10 protein-coding genes are annotated in these 17,675 nt (G+C 60.3%); all 10 read left to right on the forward strand.

Features of this window, described 5'->3' with window-relative positions; translation table 11 throughout:
• The first annotated feature begins 371 nt into the window (after positions 1-371).
• The gene (locus tag KSS90_RS22525) at positions 372-809 is read left to right on the forward strand and encodes an NfeD family protein (RefSeq protein WP_217867318.1); all 438 of its coding nucleotides are present in this window, start codon (positions 372-374) and stop codon (positions 807-809) included.
• A gap of 27 nt (positions 810-836) precedes the next feature.
• Positions 837-1,691: an SPFH domain-containing protein gene (locus tag KSS90_RS22530; protein WP_217867319.1), complete on the forward strand. Its 855-nt coding sequence runs from the start codon at positions 837-839 to the stop codon at positions 1,689-1,691.
• Positions 1,692-1,896: 205 nt separating this feature from the next.
• A complete protein-coding gene (locus KSS90_RS22535) occupies positions 1,897-2,286 on the forward strand; it encodes a DUF2946 domain-containing protein (RefSeq protein ID WP_217867320.1) in 390 nt (129 codons plus the stop codon).
• A 47-nt stretch (positions 2,287-2,333) separates the two neighbouring features.
• On the forward strand, positions 2,334-2,816 hold the full coding sequence (locus KSS90_RS22540) for a copper chaperone PCu(A)C (RefSeq protein ID WP_217867321.1): 483 nt from the start codon (positions 2,334-2,336) through the stop codon (positions 2,814-2,816).
• Positions 2,817-2,841: 25 nt separating this feature from the next.
• Positions 2,842-3,273, forward strand: a complete 432-nt coding sequence (locus KSS90_RS22545) for a DUF2946 domain-containing protein (RefSeq protein WP_217867322.1) — start codon at positions 2,842-2,844, stop codon at positions 3,271-3,273.
• 69 nt (positions 3,274-3,342) lie between these two features.
• Positions 3,343-5,403, forward strand: coding sequence for a TonB-dependent copper receptor (locus KSS90_RS22550; protein WP_217867323.1), 2,061 nt, complete (start codon positions 3,343-3,345; stop codon positions 5,401-5,403).
• Between the two features lie 58 nt (positions 5,404-5,461).
• A complete protein-coding gene (locus tag KSS90_RS22555; RefSeq protein WP_217867324.1) occupies positions 5,462-6,829 on the forward strand; it encodes a PepSY-associated TM helix domain-containing protein in 1,368 nt (455 codons plus the stop codon).
• A 304-nt stretch (positions 6,830-7,133) separates the two neighbouring features.
• Positions 7,134-14,381, forward strand: coding sequence for a Tc toxin subunit A-related protein (locus KSS90_RS22560; RefSeq protein WP_217867325.1), 7,248 nt, complete (start codon positions 7,134-7,136; stop codon positions 14,379-14,381).
• A gap of 181 nt (positions 14,382-14,562) precedes the next feature.
• A complete protein-coding gene (gene cycA, locus KSS90_RS22565) occupies positions 14,563-15,978 on the forward strand; it encodes a D-serine/D-alanine/glycine transporter (protein WP_217867326.1) in 1,416 nt (471 codons plus the stop codon).
• Between the two features lie 302 nt (positions 15,979-16,280).
• Positions 16,281-17,546, forward strand: a complete 1,266-nt coding sequence (gene urtA / locus KSS90_RS22570) for an urea ABC transporter substrate-binding protein (RefSeq protein ID WP_217867327.1) — start codon at positions 16,281-16,283, stop codon at positions 17,544-17,546.
• The last annotated feature ends 129 nt before the right edge of the window (positions 17,547-17,675 follow it).

Genomic DNA, 17,675 nt, shown 5'->3' on the forward strand with positions numbered 1-17,675 from the left:
GTTTGTTTCGGGCCAATCCATCCTGTGAGGTCTCCACTGTCCGCCTTGGTGCATGCCTTGAGTCATATGGGGCGGCGGTAGCGTCCACACAGAAACCGCGTAGTACAAATAAGGCGGACAGTGGAGATGGACCAGGAGTAACTGGCCCGAAACAGATGTGGGAGCTGGCTTGCCAGCGATGCGCCGCGCGGGCGGCGCTCGATCTCAAGAGCGCTGCAAACCTTTCGGCGAGCACCTGTCAGCCCTGACGCAAACATCCTGCTGAACAACTAACCCCGCGCGCGCTCATTCCAGAGCAGCGCGCAACAGATGGCCCTGTGCCTTTATCCTGCCGTACAATCACCTTCCCTCTTCTGGAAGGCTCCACCCATATGGAAATGCAATGGTGGATCTGGCTCGTCTTCGGCGTGGCCCTGATCCTGCTGGAACTGGTGCTCCCCACCTTCTTCATCCTCTGGTTCGGCATCGGTGCCGTGCTGGTTTCTTTCATTTCGCTGCTTGCTCCCGGCCTGCAACTCGATATGCAGGGCCTGCTGTGGGTGGTGCTCTCATCGATCACCACCGCCCTCTGGTTCAAGGTGTTCCGGCGCAAGAAGCCGGACGTGCGCTGGACCGCCGACAGCGTGATCGGCGAGGTCGGCCTGCTGACGGGCGCCGTGTCGCAGTTCCAGAAAGGCCGCGTGCGCTTCCAGAAGCCGATCCTCGGCAACGAGGAATGGACCTGCGTCGCCGACAGCGACATCCCCGCCGGCGAGCGCGTGCGCCTGGCCGCCATCGAAGGCAACACCGCCCGGGTCACCCGGGCCTGAATCCGCACTAAAAGGAAGTTCGCAAGCATGACCAGCCTCATCGTCGTCGCCACCCTCGCTGTATTCGTACTGATCACCGTATTCAAGGGCGTGCGCATCGTGCCCCAGGGCGAGGAATGGATCGTCGAGCGCCTGGGCCGCTACCACAGCACCCTCAAGCCCGGCCTGAACATCGTCATCCCGTACATGGACGTGGTCGCCTATCGCCTGCCGACCAAGGACATCATCCTCGACGTGCAGCAGCAGGAAATCATCACCAAGGACAACGCGGTGATCGTCGCCAACGCCCTGTGCTTCGCCAAGGTGGTCGACCCGCAGAAGGCCTCGTACGGCGTGCAGAACTTCTCGTTCGCCGTCACCAGCCTGACCATGACCTCGCTGCGCGCCATCGTCGGCGCCATGGACCTGGACGAAGCGCTGTCCAGCCGCGAGCAGATCAAGGCGCGCCTGCGCGAGGCGATGTCCGAGCAAACCGAAGACTGGGGCGTGACCGTGCGCTCGGTGGAGATCCAGGACATCAAGCCGTCGCCGAGCATGCAGACCGCCATGGAGCGTCAGGCCGCCGCCGAGCGTGAGCGTAAAGCCGACGTGACCCGCGCCGAAGGCAACAAGCAGGCAGCGATTCTCGAGGCAGAAGCGCGGTTGCAGGCGGCCAAACTGGATGCCGAGGCCCAGGTGAACCTGGCCGAGGCGTCGGCGCGGGCGATCACCTTGGTTAAGGAGGCGGTGGGTAGCGAGACCGTGCCGGCCATGTACCTGCTGGGTGAGCGTTACATTGGCGCGATGGAGAACCTGGCGGCCAGCGACAATTCGAAAGTCGTGGTGCTGCCGGCGGACCTGCAGGAAACCGTGCGTGGCCTGCTGGGGCGCGGCAAAGCTTGATGTCGTCGGGGGCGCTGTTCGTCGCCACGACAAGCCGGCTCCCACAGGGTTCGCCACAACACCTGTGGGAGCTGGCTTGTCGTGGCGACGAACCGCAGCGAAAGGGCTGCAAAGCAGCCCCAGGTGCGGCACTTCACCGCACCCCGGCTTTTTTACCTATACTCCGCCGTACAATAGCCCTCACGATTCCTGACCGGATCTCTCCATGCCCCCACGTCGGCACATTGCCTGGATAGCCTGCCTTGCAGTGCTGTTCAACCTGCTGGCCATGCCGCTGTCCTCGGCCGCGCCCAAGGGCCCGGCCGAGCAGCTGCTGTGGGGGGCTTTCTGTTCGAGCATGGCGAACAAGGCCAAGGTCGATGTCCAGGCCCTGGCCAAGATCGACCTCGGTACGCAAAGCGACGACAGCGCCAGCATGATGAACTGCTGGTGCTGCTCGGGCGCCGCGCCGCTTCTGGCCCTCCCCGGCTACCCGCCGCAGTTGCACACCCCTCCCGTACACCCTGCGAGTCACTCACCGTGTCTTGCCGACTACCAACCCACGCCGCGCCAGCTCTGGCCCGCGCTCAACCCCCGAGCTTCTCCCCTGGCTTGAGTTCACTAAGCTGTCTGCCTGAACCTCAACAGAACGGAGACTCACCCATGCTCAAGCAAGCCCTCGTCCTGGCCGCCCTACTGGTGCCCAGCGCCTTTGCCAATGCCCATGAATACAATGTCGGCGACCTGCATATTGCCCACCCCTGGTCGCTGGAACTGCCGCCGAACGCGCCCAACGTCGCGGCGTACTTCGTCGTGCATAACAATGGCAAGGCCGACGACCGTCTGCTCTCGGCGGACACCCCGATCAGCGCCGACGCCCAGTTGCACGAGCATGCGATGAGCGCCGCCGGCGCCATGAAGATGCAACAGGTGCAAAGCGTGGTGGTACCCGCCGGCAAAGACCTGACCTTCGCCCCCAGCGCCTATCACGTGATGATCATGCAGCCCAAGGATCGCAGCCTGTTGACCGACGGCAAGCGCTTCCCGCTGACCCTGCACTTCGAGAAGGCCGGTGACATCACCGTCGAGGTCGCCGTGCAGAAGCAGCCGCCCGCCGACCAGGCCGCGCACGAGCACGCGCACTGACTTGATCGACTGACAGGCGCTCGCCATGAGCCTGCCGCGCTACAGCTCCGCCCGCAGCACCCGCCCTGATCGCAGGCGCGTCGGTGGCGGCTGGCTGAGCCTGTTCGCCATGTGGATGATCTTCATCGGCCCGCTGGTTTCCCAGTCGATGCCGATGGAGCACCACGCCGGCATGGCCATGCCCATGGACATGTCGCTGAGCATGCCCATGGCGCAGGGTCACGACGAGCACCATGGCCACAGCAACGATGGCCAGCTGCATGTCATGTGGGAGAAGTGCGGCTACTGCAGCCTGCTGTTCAACTGCCCCGCCCTGCCCCAGACCCTCAGCCCGCTGACTGCGGGCAGCCAAATCCCCCCTGTCCACCTCACCAATGCCACGCGCCAGGGCCATGCCCGGCAGGCTGTTTTCCCCGGCGCCCGCAGCCGCGCGCCACCCCGTTCGATCGTCGCCTGAACACAACGCGATAAACGCCCGAAGCCAGGAGGCTTCGCGCTGACTCATGACTGATCGACTGGAATCATTATGTCCGGCTGCACCCCTGTTTTTGCCCTTTCCCTGCGTGGGACCATCGCCGTGCTGTGCGGCTCTCTGTTCGCGCCGCTGGCCTTTGCCGCCGAAACCGGCCACGAAGGCCATATGCACGACCTGGCCGAACTGAGCCCAACGGTAATCACCGCCATCGCCCCGAGCTCGCCACTGACCGTCGTCACCAATCCCAAAGATCCGCGCCAGCCCGTACCGGCCAGCGATGGCGGCGACTACCTCAAGACCATCCCAGGCTTCTCGGTGATCCGCGCCGGCGGCACCAACGGCGACCCGGTGCTGCGCGGCATGTTCGGCTCGCGCCTGAACATCCTCACCAACGGCGGCATGATGCTCGGCGCCTGCCCGGGCCGCATGGACGCCCCGACCTCGTACATCTCCCCGGAAACCTACGACCGCCTCACTGTGATCAAGGGCCCGCAGAGCGTGATCTGGGGCCCAGGCGGCTCCGCTGGCACCATCCTCTTCGAGCGTGAGCCGGAGAAATTCGGCGAGCTCGGCAGCCGGGTCAACGGCAGCGTGCTGGCCGGCTCCAACGGCCGCTTCGACAAGGTACTCGACGCCGCCGCCGGCAACCAACTCGGCTATGTGCGCTTCGTCGGCAACCAGTCGCACTCGGATGACTTCGAAGACGGCAACGGTGACACCGTGCCGTCACGCTGGGACAAGTGGAACGGCGATGTCAGCCTCGGCTGGACCCCGGACGCCGACACCCTGCTCGAACTGACCGCCGGCAAGGGCGATGGCGAAGCCCGCTCCGCCGGGCGTGGCATGGACGGCTCGCAGTTCAAGCGTGAAAGCCTGGGGCTGCGCTTCGAGAAGTCCAACCTCGGCGAGGTGCTCGACAAGGTCGAGGCGCAGGTCTACTACAACTATGCCGACCACGTAATGGACAACTACACCCTGCGCTCGCCCGTCGGGATGGCGATGGCCAGCAACGTCGACCGCCGCACCCTCGGCGCACGGATCAAGGCCACCTGGCGCTGGGCCGATGTACAGCTGATCAGCGGTATCGACGCGCAGACCAACGAACACCGCAGACGCAAGGGCATGGGCATCGATACCTACAAGAACGCGCCCTGGGACAAGGACGCCGACTTCCACAACTACGGCGTTTTCGGTGAACTGACCTGGTACGCCACCGGCGAGGACCGATTGATCACCGGTGCGCGCCTGGACCGGGCCTCAGCCCGCGATTTCCGCAAGGGCATCGCCACCAGCGGTGACACCCGTGCCGATACCTTGCCCAGTGGCTTTGTGCGCTATGAGCACGACCTGGCCGCCGTGCCGGCCACCACCTACATCGGCCTGGGCCACACTCAGCGCTTCCCGGACTACTGGGAGCTGTTCTCGCCCACCCTGGCCCCAACCGGTTCGGTGAACGCCTTCGACGGTATCAAGCCGGAGAAGACCACCCAGCTCGACTTCGGCATCCAGTACCGCGACGAACGCCTGGAGGCCTGGGCTTCGGGCTACGTCGGCCAGATCCGCGACTACATCCTGTTCGACTACGTGCCTGGCATGGGCGGTATGGGCAGCCGACTCGTTTCCCAGGCGCAGAACATCGACGCCCGCATCATGGGCGGCGAACTGGGCGCGGCCTACAAGCTGACCGAGAACTGGAAGGCCGACGCCACGCTCGCCTACGCTTGGGGCAAGAACAGCAGTGATGGCAAGGCGCTACCGCAAATGCCACCGCTGGAAAGCCGCCTGGGCCTGACCTACAGCCGCGACACCTGGAGCGTCGGTGCCCTATGGCGCCTGGTGGCCGAGCAGAACCGCATCGCCCAGAACCAGGGCAACGTGGTGGGCAAGGACTACGACAAAAGCGCCGGCTTCGGCGTGTTCTCGCTCAATGGCGCCTACAAGGTGAACAACAACCTCAAGCTCAGCGCGGGCGTCGACAACCTGTTCGACAAGGCCTACGCCGAGCACCTGAACCTGGCCGGGAACGCCGGGTTCGGCTACCCGGCCAACAGTACCCAGCCGGTCAACGAGCCAGGCAGGACCTTCTGGACCAAGGTCGACTTCAGCTTCTGACAACAACAAACGGGCGCGGGGCCTGACCGCGCCCACACAAGGTCTACGGGAGGCTCCCATGAGCAAACCAAACGTTTCCTTCTACAACCTGGCGTGGCGCTGGCATTTCTATGCCGGGCTGTTCGTGGCGCCGTTCATGATCCTGCTGGCGCTTACCGGGATCGTCTACCTGTTCAAGCCGCAGCTCGACCCGTTGATGTACCGCGAGCTGATGGTGGTCGAGGCCGGCCATCACCGGCAAAGCGCCGACACCCTGCTGGCCAACGTGCGCCAGGCTTATCCACAGGGGCAGGTGGGCCAGTACCTACCCGCGATCAACGCCGAGCGCAGCGCGCAGTTCGTGATGCACGACGGCGGTCGCGAGCTGAATGTCTTCGTCGACCCGTACAGCGGCAAGGTGCTGGGCGAGCAGGATGGTAAGCAGAACCTGCAGGCCATCGCCCGCGCCCTGCATGGCGAACTGATGGTCGGCACGGTCGGTGACCGGCTGGTGGAACTGGCGGCGGGCTGGGGCATTGTCCTGGTGGTGTCCGGGCTCTATCTCTGGTGGCCACGCGGGCGCAGCAGCGCAGGCGTGCTGTGGCCACGTTTCAGCGCGCGCGGCCGCTTGCTGTGGCGCGACCTGCATGCCGTCACCGGTTTCTGGGGCTCGGCCCTGCTGCTGTTGATGCTGCTTAGCGGCATGACCTGGACCGGGCTGTGGGGCAAGCAGTACGCCGACCTGTGGAACCGCTTCCCGGCGGCCATGTGGAACGACGTGCCGAAGTCCGATAAAGAAGCGCGCGACCTCAACAGCGCCCACCGCCAGACCGTGCCGTGGGCGATGGAGAACACCCCGATGCCGGTGTCCGGCGCCCATGCCGAGCATGCCGGGCATCACATGCAGGATCACGCACCTGCGGCGCCTCAGGTCAGCCTGCAGCAGGTCGAGAACATCGCCAACCTGCGCGAGGTCGAGCCGGGCTACAGCATCACCCTGCCCACCAGCGCCGAGGGGGTGTTCACCATCGCGGTGTTCGCCGACGACCCGCGCAACGACGCCACCCTGCATGTCGACCAGTACACCGGCCAGGTGCTGGCCGACGTGCGCTGGCAGGACTACAGCCCGGTGGCCCGCGCCACGGAGCTTGGGGTGATGCTGCACGAAGGCAAGATGTTCGGCACGCTGAACCAGCTCGTCATCCTGCTGGTGTGCCTGATGATCCTGCTGGGTTCGGTAAGCGGGCTGGTGATGTGGTGGAAGCGCAAGCCGACCGGTGGGCTTGGAGTACCGCCGCTGCGCCATGACCTGCCGCGCTGGAAGACGGCGGTGGGAGTGATGCTGTTGCTGGGCGTCGCCTTCCCGCTGGTGGGGTTGTCCATGGTGGTGATGTGGGTGGTCGACAGCCTGGTGGTGAGGCGCCGTCGGGTGCTGGCCAGCGCCTGAGGGTTGACCTGTATTGGCCCTTTCGCGGGGCAAGCCCGCGCCCGCAGAGTAACGCGATACCTGTAGGGGCGGGCTTGCTCCGCGAAAGGGTCGGCACAGGAGAAAGATGTTGATCCGCTGGCGCGATGCCCGCACGGCATCGCACTTTGGGGCAGCATGACGGCGCCCCTGAAAACCAGTCCTTTACCGCAGGATCCCACCTAGCATTTCTGCCAGTTGTTCCACTTTTTTTGGCCCCATACCGTACTTGCTCGAACGCGATGGCAATCATCAGCGATGTTCATTGACCCTCTGGAGTCTTGACATGACCGAGCAATCCGCCTCAGCTCATACCTACGCCGCCCTGTTCCCGGAACAACTTGCCAACCCTTGCAGCCCCGACTCCCCAGAGTCCAACACGGGGCCCATTGCCTATCTGCATGCCCTGTACCAGAAGGCACTGGAACTGGAAAACGCCAGTTCCAGCACTACCCGCCTGACCTTGGCAAAGCGGCGCCCGGATATCGGCGAGTTGGTCATCGATCCGAAAAACCTTGAGCAGCCCATCAGCGCCCTGGCGCTGGCCGTCCGCATCTTGTCTCGGCATGCCCAGGAACGAGCAGGGGCATCTGCCTATCTGCCCGAAACGCTCGCAAATGCCGGGCAGCACGTCTGCGTGCCTTACCATCAGGCACAGGAACAGATCAAGGCGGTACTGAAGCACCGGAAAATTCCGCATTTCGAGTTGCTGCAGCAGGCTAAATACACCTACCCGAATTTCTGCCACGACGCGCTACACACGCCCGAACTGCGTCAGGTCATGCGTAATGCCTGCGGACTCAGCCCTGCACTGCAAGCGCTACTGACGGACAGTAAAACGATGCTTTGGAGCGGTGACCCATGGCGAAAGTTGTATGGCATGGACGGTGTCGGTGCGACTGCTGCAAAAAACGCCCTGCTGGACGTCAATACCTTTCAACGTCGCACCGGGCTGAGCTTTGAGCAGGTCTTGGAGTTGCTGGCAGTCGCAGGCGTGGATGACAACGCCACGAGTGCCTACACCCTGGTACGCAGTTCTACTGCCTATCAGCCCGCTGGCCAGCCGGCCACTGATCGTTATCACTACGGCGCAGCCTATATCAATGCCGAGCGCGCGAAGCCGCTGACCATCAAGGACTCGATGGACGGCCCAGGCATCGCACCGATGTTCGATGCCCTCGACTACAAATGCCTGCCGCGGATCTATCATATGATTCACCTGCAACGGGCACTTGGCTTGCCATTCGGGGAGGTGGACCTGCTGTTGATGTCGATTCTTCGAGCCGAAGGCCAAATGAAGAATTGGCATGTCACGCCCACTACACTGAGTGCATTCGGGGTATTCCGCTACCTGAACGAAGCCTACGGCATCAGCGCCGAACAATTCGCCGCTTTGGTCATGGAAATCAACCCATTCACCAATGGCGAACAAGCACCGTTGCTGGACCGGGTGCTCGATGGCCCGGGCGCCAGTGAAGTCGACCCACTGAAATCCTTGATTCTGGATGACCGTGCATTCGATCCGGCAGATGGCGCCGAAGGCCAGTTCAAGGTGGTACCCGCACTCTGCAAAGCACTGGGGACCAGCGAAGACACCACTTTGATTTACCTTGCGCAGGCCAAACAGGCCCTGGGGCTGAAGAGGTTCACCGTCTCGCTGACATTGTTATCCTCGCTGTACCGCCTCAGCCGCTTGCACAGGCTACTCAAACGGCCGCAACGAGAAGCAGATGCACTGATCGCCCTGCTGGCAAAAGCCGGGACCGACGTGATTGCGCAACTGGCGGGAAAACCATCCATCAGCGCGATTGGCGCAACCGATGTACTGGATACCTTGGTTGCCTTGACCAACCTCGATCAATGGCTACGGCAAGAGCGAATCACCCCTAGCCATTTGCTGGAGGCACTGGCGGAACCACCTGAAGCAGACGTGCCAGTAAGTGCCAAACTGAGAGACATCGTCAACGCACAGCGTGTTGCGATAGTCGAAGCAGTGGGTAATTCCTCGCATTCAGCAGACGGCAACACTCAAGAAAGCCTGGCAGGATCGATGATGATCAGTCTGTTCGGCAATCTATCAAGTACGCATCCACTGACAGCCACGCATGTACGGCCCTTGCTCGCGTGGAGTGGCTACAGCGCCGCCCAGGTATTGAGTGCGGCCATCACTCTGTTCCCGGGCAGCACCGCAACCCCAGCTGCAGCCGACGAGGCTGAAAAAAAGCGGGCATCCCAGATTTGGTTCACCCTTGAAAGACGTTGCGCTTTGATCCAACTTTTGCGCTTGAGCCCAGGTGCAGTAAGGGTATTCAACAACAATGCGGCCTTCTTCGACCTTGAGCAGACAGGTAGCCATCCGGCGAACCTTGACCTTTGTTATCAACTCAGCCGCTTTCGGGCCTGGGTCGAGGTAGCCAGGGCAGAGGGTGCCGACGAAGAAGATGTTGTTCGCTACGTCGCCACGCATCGCGACAGCAGCGCACCTGCGCGGGTTTCCGAGGCCAACCAGGCCTTGGGCGCACTGATTGGATGGCATCCTACGGAAGTAGCCGAGGCTGCTCCACATGTAGATGAACTCATGTTGTTCGAACGAACTGAAAGAACATTTGATGACTTCCTGGAGGAGCTGTCTGATGAACAGCGGAATATTTACGAAAAAAGGACGCCAAAAACTTTCATCACGGAGGCCGTGGTTCGCCCTGTCGGCATGCATCGATACAAAAACGACCTCCAAGACCTCATAGACAAATTACTAGCATTCATAGATCAACAACAGGGCACGCTGTTTGTCACAGCAAATCAATACAGTACCATGTACGACCCGGAGAATTGGAGAAGACATTACGATAATATGCAATCTGGCAAGTATCGGGATCACAATGGTTATCATCCCTTCAAAATCGAACAGCTGCCTGAGCGACCTGGCATGGTCCACCGATCGGTTGGTATTGCCTGCGTACCTTCAACCATCAGTGATATCGACTTCATTCTCCGGCTGAAAATGCTCAGCGAAAAAACCGGCCTGGCGTGCGCTTCATTGTTGAGCCTTGCCGAACTTGACGAAACATCCTCTTATGTGGAGTTCGAAGGTGCAAGCAACCTGCTGATGGCCGGGGCCGATGACGCGCTACGCAGCATCATCGAAACGCAATCGCTTGCAGACCGCCGTGACGCGCTGGCGGGCTACCTGATCGGCCACTGGATGCCGCCTGAATCCAATGCCGTGGCCTGCATTACGGGCTTCGAAGATTTGTCGAGCTACTGCCTATATGACATTGGCGTTAGCAGCGCGGTCCAAACCACGCTGTTCAACCAGACCATTGGCAGCTTGCAACATTATTTGTCACGTTTGTTCGCGCGCCTTGAGCCTGGGTATGGGGGCAACGCGCCATCCAGCGCCGCGCAAATCGAATGGCAAAGCGGGCTGGGGCAATATGGCACCTGGAAGCGCTCCAGGGACCAGCATAATCACCCCGCCAACCTGATTTATTACGCCAATCGGCCGAACAAGAGCGTTGCTTTCCAGGAGCTGGAAGTTGAACTCAATCAAGGCAAGATGGACACGGCACTCCTGCATAACGCGATTTGCAGCTACCTGGCCAAATTCGAACGTGTCAGTAACTTGCAAGTGATTAGCGGCTATCTCGATGGGCATGATCCTAAGCAGGACATGTATCACCTAATCGCCAGAACCAATAGCACCCCCGTCGAATACTACTGGCGTACGTTCGATATCAGCCTGCGCGACGATCAACAGCGCCTGAACCCGCTGGCCTGGAGCGAGTGGGAAAAGATCAATGTAGCCGCCTCGGCGGAGATCGCCCAAAGCGAATGGAACGGCAAACGCTGTGATGCCGTCCGCCCCGTGGTGATCGCGGGGCGCCGGTACGTGTTCTGGGTGGAGCGCAGCACCACGGACCTGCCCAACGGCGCCAAATCAGGCGAGCTGTTGGCCAACAAGCGCAAGCTTTCAGTGAGTTACGGCTTCCAGCAAAGCGACGGTACGTGGAGCACCGCCAACGAACTGATGAGCCTGGATGGTTACAAAGAGGGTAAGTGGGAATCAAAACGGGCTAAGAGCCGCGACTTTTTGCCGGGGTTGATCGTCGTTGTAAACGACGAAGGTGAACGTGCGAAGGACCCTTGGCTGACCGCCATGCTGTTTGATTGCATTAATTGCACCAAAAAGGACGCTAAGCCTACTTATGATGACGATTATTTCATCGAGGCGAGGGATTTGCTTTTGATCGAAAGGCAGAACATTGACGCAGGCACTGCCCAAACGCTTAGCCGCGCCTTACTTAGCTCTTACAAAAAGACACAGGCAATCCAACACCCCTATAACGGGAAACCCATCTACTTAAAGAAACCCCAGACCATTTCATATAGGTACCCCCACCCACTCCACTTGAATAAAAAGATTGAGGGACTTCTAAATATCCCAGAATTAAGCGGGAAAAAATTCTCCCTTTATTATGACAAGCTTGAAGATATTAGTTCGCACCTTCGCCACATTGTCGAAAATAAAGAAGTCAACATCAACCAAACATTATACATAACGCTTTTAAGCAACAACCTCCAAAAAAATAATCCCAACAGCGAAACAGAAGCTTCACCCCCATTCACTTTGGAAACCAAAATAGCTGCACATTCAAAAACCCTGACGATCGAAGCAGAGATTAAAAGAGAGCACCAAGAAACCCACAAACTCAACATCGCCATTACACCAAAGCAAAAAACCAAAATACATGAAACTATTTTCAAAACCCGCACCCGGGCACACATTCAAACCTTTAGCACAGAAGACATTAGCGAAATTGAGATCCTCATAGAGAGTTACATCGATAAAAACGTGCCAACCAGACCATCAGTAGACAAAAGCGCCGAAACTCAAGATGAAGCCTCGACAAAAGAAATACCAAAAGAAGTAGCCGAATCCATTTATCATCTAATCGCGTACAACTACGACATCGAAAAGCTCAGCTCAGACGAAACCTGGGATATCTACATCGATAGCATCAACCAGGCTCAGTATCTGGACCTCGGTTCAGTCTCAGAAACTGCACCGATCCTCAAGCAAAACAAGATTCGGCTGAACACCCTCTTTGGTAAAAACCTCGTCGCGCGGGCCAGCCAGGGCGTTGAGCGAGTACTCGCCTGGGATACACAGAAACTACCCGAACCCAGTCTCGAGGCCGGGGCACCCGCGGTGGAAGTCGATTTCCATGGGGCGAACGCACTCTATTTCAGAGAGCTGTTCCTGCATGTGCCCGCGCTGGTAGCGATGCGCCTGACCGAACAGCAGCAGTTCGAGGAGGCCGAAGACTGGTACCTGCGCTACCTGTTCAACCCCTACCGGACTGAGCCAGGCGACGACGGCCGGCCCGCCCCCTGGGGCACACGGCCTTTGGCGCAAGTGGGCAGTCTGAGTTCGACGTTGAACAAGGATGTGGACGTCATCAGCCGAGTGTTCACACTTTCACGGCACTATCAGCAGGCCGTCTACCTGTCGTTGCTGGAAAATTGGCAACAACAAGGCGATCACTGGTACCGCCAACTTACATTGAGCACGCTGAATCAAGCCTGGTTGTGCTATCAGCAAGCCTTGCAATTGCTCGGCCCGTTGCCCGCAGGCAGCCTGGTATCACGATTCAGTCCGATTACCCTCGCTGCCCTCAACGATGGTGCGTTCCGCAGACCGATCAACCCTCGCGTGATCGAGCTGCGCAAGACACTGGAAAGACGGGTACACAACTTGCGCCATGGTCTTACCCTGGACGGCAAACCATTGCAACCTTTGACCTGGAGCGACGAAAGCCTGGACGCTTTTGCCAGCACCCGGGGCGGAGTCAGCAACCTGCCAATCCCTTACCGAGGCCCGCAGCAGGCTATTCCACACTATCGCTTCCGCCAGCTACTGCCTATGGCCAAAGCTGCAGCTCAGCAATTGTCGGACTTCGGGCGGCACTACATGGCATTGATGGAGGAAGAGTTCAATACCAGCCTATCCGTGCAACTGAAAGCACAGGATATTAAAATGTCAGACTTTGCAGTTCGCATACAGAAAGAGGCTATCGATAGCATTCGCGCCAAAAAGTCAACTTTACTTCTAAGTCGAGACAAGGCCGCTGCACAAAAGGACTATTTAACCGACTTGATCGATGTCGGCCGCTCTGCCGAAGAAGAGGCAGCTACAGCGTTCACTTGGATTTCGAACTACAACAAGATGGGCAGCATTGTGTTCGATATACTTGCGGGTGTTACTGGAACCGTGATACCGACTATATTTGGCTTCTCCAATGGAGGCCACTCGCCTCAGGCTATTTCAAAGGCCGCCGCGCAAGATCTGAGGTCAACTGCTGATATAGCCGCCATGATCAGCAATGAGCTGAAGACCCAAGCAGACTATAACCGTCGTGCCGCAGGATGGGCGTTTGACAAAAGCCAAGTCGAATGGGACATCAAGATCCTGGATCAGCAACTGGCAGAAACAAACATCGAACTCAACGCCAGTACCATTGCCCTGGCCCAATGCGAACAGGACCGCATAAACCTGCAAGAAGCCTATGTATCCATGACCACCGGGTTCACCATCATTCCGGTGTACAACTGGCTGGTCGCCCGCCAGGAGCAGATTTACGGCGCCGCCTACGATGCTGTTCGCTCGCTGTGTCAGGCCGTGGAAACGGCTTGGCGTTACGAGATCGGTGATTACCGACGCGACACCTTCATAGACACCACGGCGTGGCGAGAAAACTACAAGGGCATGCTGATGGGCGAGTCGTTGCTGGTCAACTTGCAGCAGATGGAAAACGAGTATCTGTTGAAGAACGAGCGCCGCCTGACCATCAAGAAATCGTTCAGCCTCAAGAAAAAACTGGGAGAAGCCACCTGGGGGCAGCTGTTTACTAGAAAGACAAGCCGTACTGCTCCGTTCACTCACAACTTCGCCTTCAATGCCGCTGACTTCGACCGCAGTTACCCAGGCCAGTACCTGCGCCAGCTTAAATACGTATCGGTCACCTTTATCCTGAAAAACGATGTTGCGCTCGACGAACTGTGCGCAACGCTGACTCAGACCGGCAGTACAACGTTGCTGGAGGCCAACGAACATGCCGCTCGCTCGCTTTATCCGTCATCGGTAGCAGCGGACACCAGCGAAACCGTAGACACAGTGCCGCAGGCCGAGAGCGCCGGTAAAGATCCAAAACTGGTGCTTCGCAACCCGAGCGTAAAACAGCAGATCGCGCTGTCATCGGCGGTGGCCGAAGACGGCCTGGGGTATGACGCAGGCACCTGGGTTTACGAACTGATGTTCCACGACGGGCGATACCTGCCCTTCGAAGGTACAGGTGCGATTTCCGAATGGTCCCTCGAGATCCTGGGCAACGAGACGCTGCTCGAAGATCTTTCGGTTATCGAAGACATCAAGATCAATATGGTCTACACCGCCAAAGCGGGGGATGAACACTTCACCAGTAAAGTCAGGTCATTGTTGAAGGCAGCCAAAGGGCCGCTGGAAGTCACCCAGTAGCCCCGTAGCGCGACTGCTTCACAGGTGAACGCACCATCCCGGCGCGATCACCTGTGAAGCCACTACCCTCCCCCTTGTCATCCCCCCGGTCGATCTGTCGCGCCTCTTATCTGACACGCGCGTGTTAGCCTATCCGGCTACCTCCGACAAGAAGACTGACCACTCAAGGGAATGTAGCCTGATGACGCAACCTGCCCCCACAACGCCAGATGATCAACACCTGCAACGCAACCTGACCAACCGCCACATCCAGCTCATCGCCATTGGCGGCGCCATCGGCACCGGCCTGTTCATGGGCTCGGGCAAGACAATCAGCCTGGCCGGCCCATCGATCATCTTCGTCTACATGATCATTGGCTTCATGCTGTTCTTCGTCATGCGCGCCATGGGTGAGCTGCTGCTGTCGAACCTCAACTACAAGTCGTTCATCGATTTCTCCGCCGACCTGCTCGGCCCCTGGGCCGGCTACTTCACCGGCTGGACCTACTGGTTCTGCTGGGTGGTCACCGGCATCGCCGACGTGGTGGCGATTGCCGCCTACACGCAATTCTGGTTCCCGGACCTTCCGCAGTGGATACCGGCGCTGAGCTGCGTGGCGCTGTTGCTGTCGCTGAACCTGGTCACGGTGAAGATGTTCGGCGAAATGGAATTCTGGTTCGCCCTGATCAAGATCATCGCCATCATGGGCCTGGTCGCCACCGGCCTGTACATGGTCATCACCGGCTTCCAGTCGCCGAGCGGGCACACCGCCACCCTGACCAACCTGTGGAATGACGGCGGCATGTTCCCCAACGGCCTGCTGGGCTTCTTCGCCGGCTTCCAGATCGCCGTGTTCGCCTTCGTCGGCATCGAACTGGTAGGCACCACCGCCGCCGAAGCGAAGAACCCCGAACGCACCCTGCCGCGGGCGATCAACTCGATCCCGATCCGCATCATCGTGTTCTACGTGCTGGCGCTGATCGCCATCATGGCCGTGACCCCATGGCGCGACGTGGTGCCGGGCAAGAGCCCGTTCGTCGAGCTGTTCGTGCTGGCCGGCCTGCCAGCGGCGGCGAGCATCATCAACTTCGTGGTGCTGACCTCGGCGGCCTCGTCGGCCAACAGTGGCGTGTTCTCCACCAGCCGCATGCTGTTCGGCCTGGCCCAGGAAGGCGATGCGCCCAGGGCGTTCGAGAAACTCTCGCGCCGCGCGGTGCCGGCCAACGGCCTATACTTCTCCTGCACCTGCCTGCTGCTGGGCGCGGTGCTGATCTACCTGGTACCCAATGTGATCGAAGCCTTCACCCTGGTGACGACGGTGTCGGCGGTGCTGTTCATGTTCGTCTGGACGCTGATCCTGCTGTCGTACCTGAGCTACCGCAAGCAACGTGCGGCGCTGCATGAGCAATCCACCTACAAGATGCCCGGCGGGCGCTTCATGTGCTACGTGTGCCTGGTGTTCTTCGCCGGCATCCTGGTGCTGTTGAGCCTGGAGGCCGACACCCGTTCGGCGCTGGTGGTGACGCCGATCTGGTTTGTGATCCTGGCAGTGACCTACCAGTTCGTGCGTAGCAGGCGCCAGCCGCGCAATGCGGTGAGAGGCGCGTCGAGCCGCTGATCGCAGGGGGCTGCTGCGCAGCCCTTTCGCTGGCAAGCCAGCTCCCACAGGGTCAGGGTTGCGCAGTACCTGTGGGAGCCGGCTTGCCGGCGATTGGGCCGCACAGCGGCCCCGGCGATGGTCAAAAGTGTTCACTGCCCCCGGCCCCAATCCTGTGCAGGCCTGTGCAGCAAGCACCATCCTGGCCCCACCCCGCGCCCCGATTCGTCGCACAACCGCTCTATCACGCACATTCCAACGCCCGGCACAGCCCTTGCAATCTCCGATCTGGCCAACACCCACCATCACATCGGAGTGAGCACATGAAGCGACGCAGTCTGATCAAGGCCTTCACCCTCAGCGCATCGATCGCCGCGATGGGCCTGAGCTGGAGCATCCAGGCCGCCGAGACCATAAAGGTCGGCATCCTGCATTCGCTGTCCGGGACCATGGCCATTTCCGAGACCTCGCTCAAGGACATGGCGCTGATGACCATCGACGAGATCAACGCCAAGGGCGGGGTCAACGGCAAGCAGCTCGAGGCGGTGGTGGTGGACCCGGCGTCCAACTGGCCGCTGTTCGCCGAGAAGAGCCGCCAGCTGCTGACCCAGGACAAGGTGGCGGTGGTGTTCGGCTGCTGGACCTCGGTGTCGCGCAAGTCGGTGCTGCCGGTGTTCGAGGAGCTCAACGGGCTGCTGTTCTACCCGGTGCAGTACGAGGGTGAAGAGATGTCGCCGAACGTGTTCTACACCGGCGCGGCGCCCAACCAGCAGGCGATCCCGGCGGTGGAATACCTGATGAGCGAAGACGGCGGCAGCGCCAAGCGCTTCTTCCTGCTGGGCACCGACTACGTCTACCCGCGCACTACCAACAAGATCCTGCGCGCCTTCCTGCACAGCAAAGGCGTGGCCGACAAGGATATCGAGGAGGTGTACACGCCTTTCGGCCACAGCGATTACCAGACCATCGTCGCCAACATCAAGAAATTCTCGGCTGGCGGCAAGACGGCGGTCATCTCCACGGTCAACGGCGACTCCAACGTGCCGTTCTACAAGGAACTGGCCAACCAGGGGCTGAAGGCCACCGATGTGCCGGTGGTGGCGTTCTCGGTGGGTGAGGAGGAGCTGCGCGGTATCGACACCAAACCGCTGGTGGGCCACCTGGCGGCGTGGAACTACTTCGAGTCGGTGGATAACCCGGTGAACCAGAAGTTCGTCGCCGACTGGAAGGCCTACGCCAAGGCCAAGGGCCTGCCGGGGGCTGACAAGGCGGTGACCAACGACCCGATGGAGGCCACCTATGTGGGGATCCACATGTGGGCGCAGGCCGCCGAGAAAGCCAAGTCCACAGACGTCGACAAAGTGCGTGAAGCATTAGCCGGGCAGAGCTTCAAGGCACCGTCGGGCTTCACCCTGAGCATGGACAAGAGCAACCACCACCTGCACAAGCCGGTGATGATCGGCGAGATCCAGGATGACGGGCAGTTCAGCGTGGTGTGGCAGACCGAACAGCCGCTGCGGGCGCAGCCTTGGAGCCCGTTCATTCCGGGCAATGACAAGCGGCCGGATTATGCGGTGAAAGGGAACTGAGTGTACTGGGGCCGCTCTGCGGCCCATTCGCCGGCAAGCCGGCTCCCACAGGGATCGCGCCAGCCCTGAGAACAGCACTGAACCTGTGGGAGCTGGCTTGCCAGCGATGAATCCACCGCCGATATTCCA

This window comes from Pseudomonas maumuensis, from assembly GCF_019139675.1.
GTDB classification, from domain to species: Bacteria; Pseudomonadota; Gammaproteobacteria; order Pseudomonadales; family Pseudomonadaceae; genus Aquipseudomonas; species Aquipseudomonas maumuensis.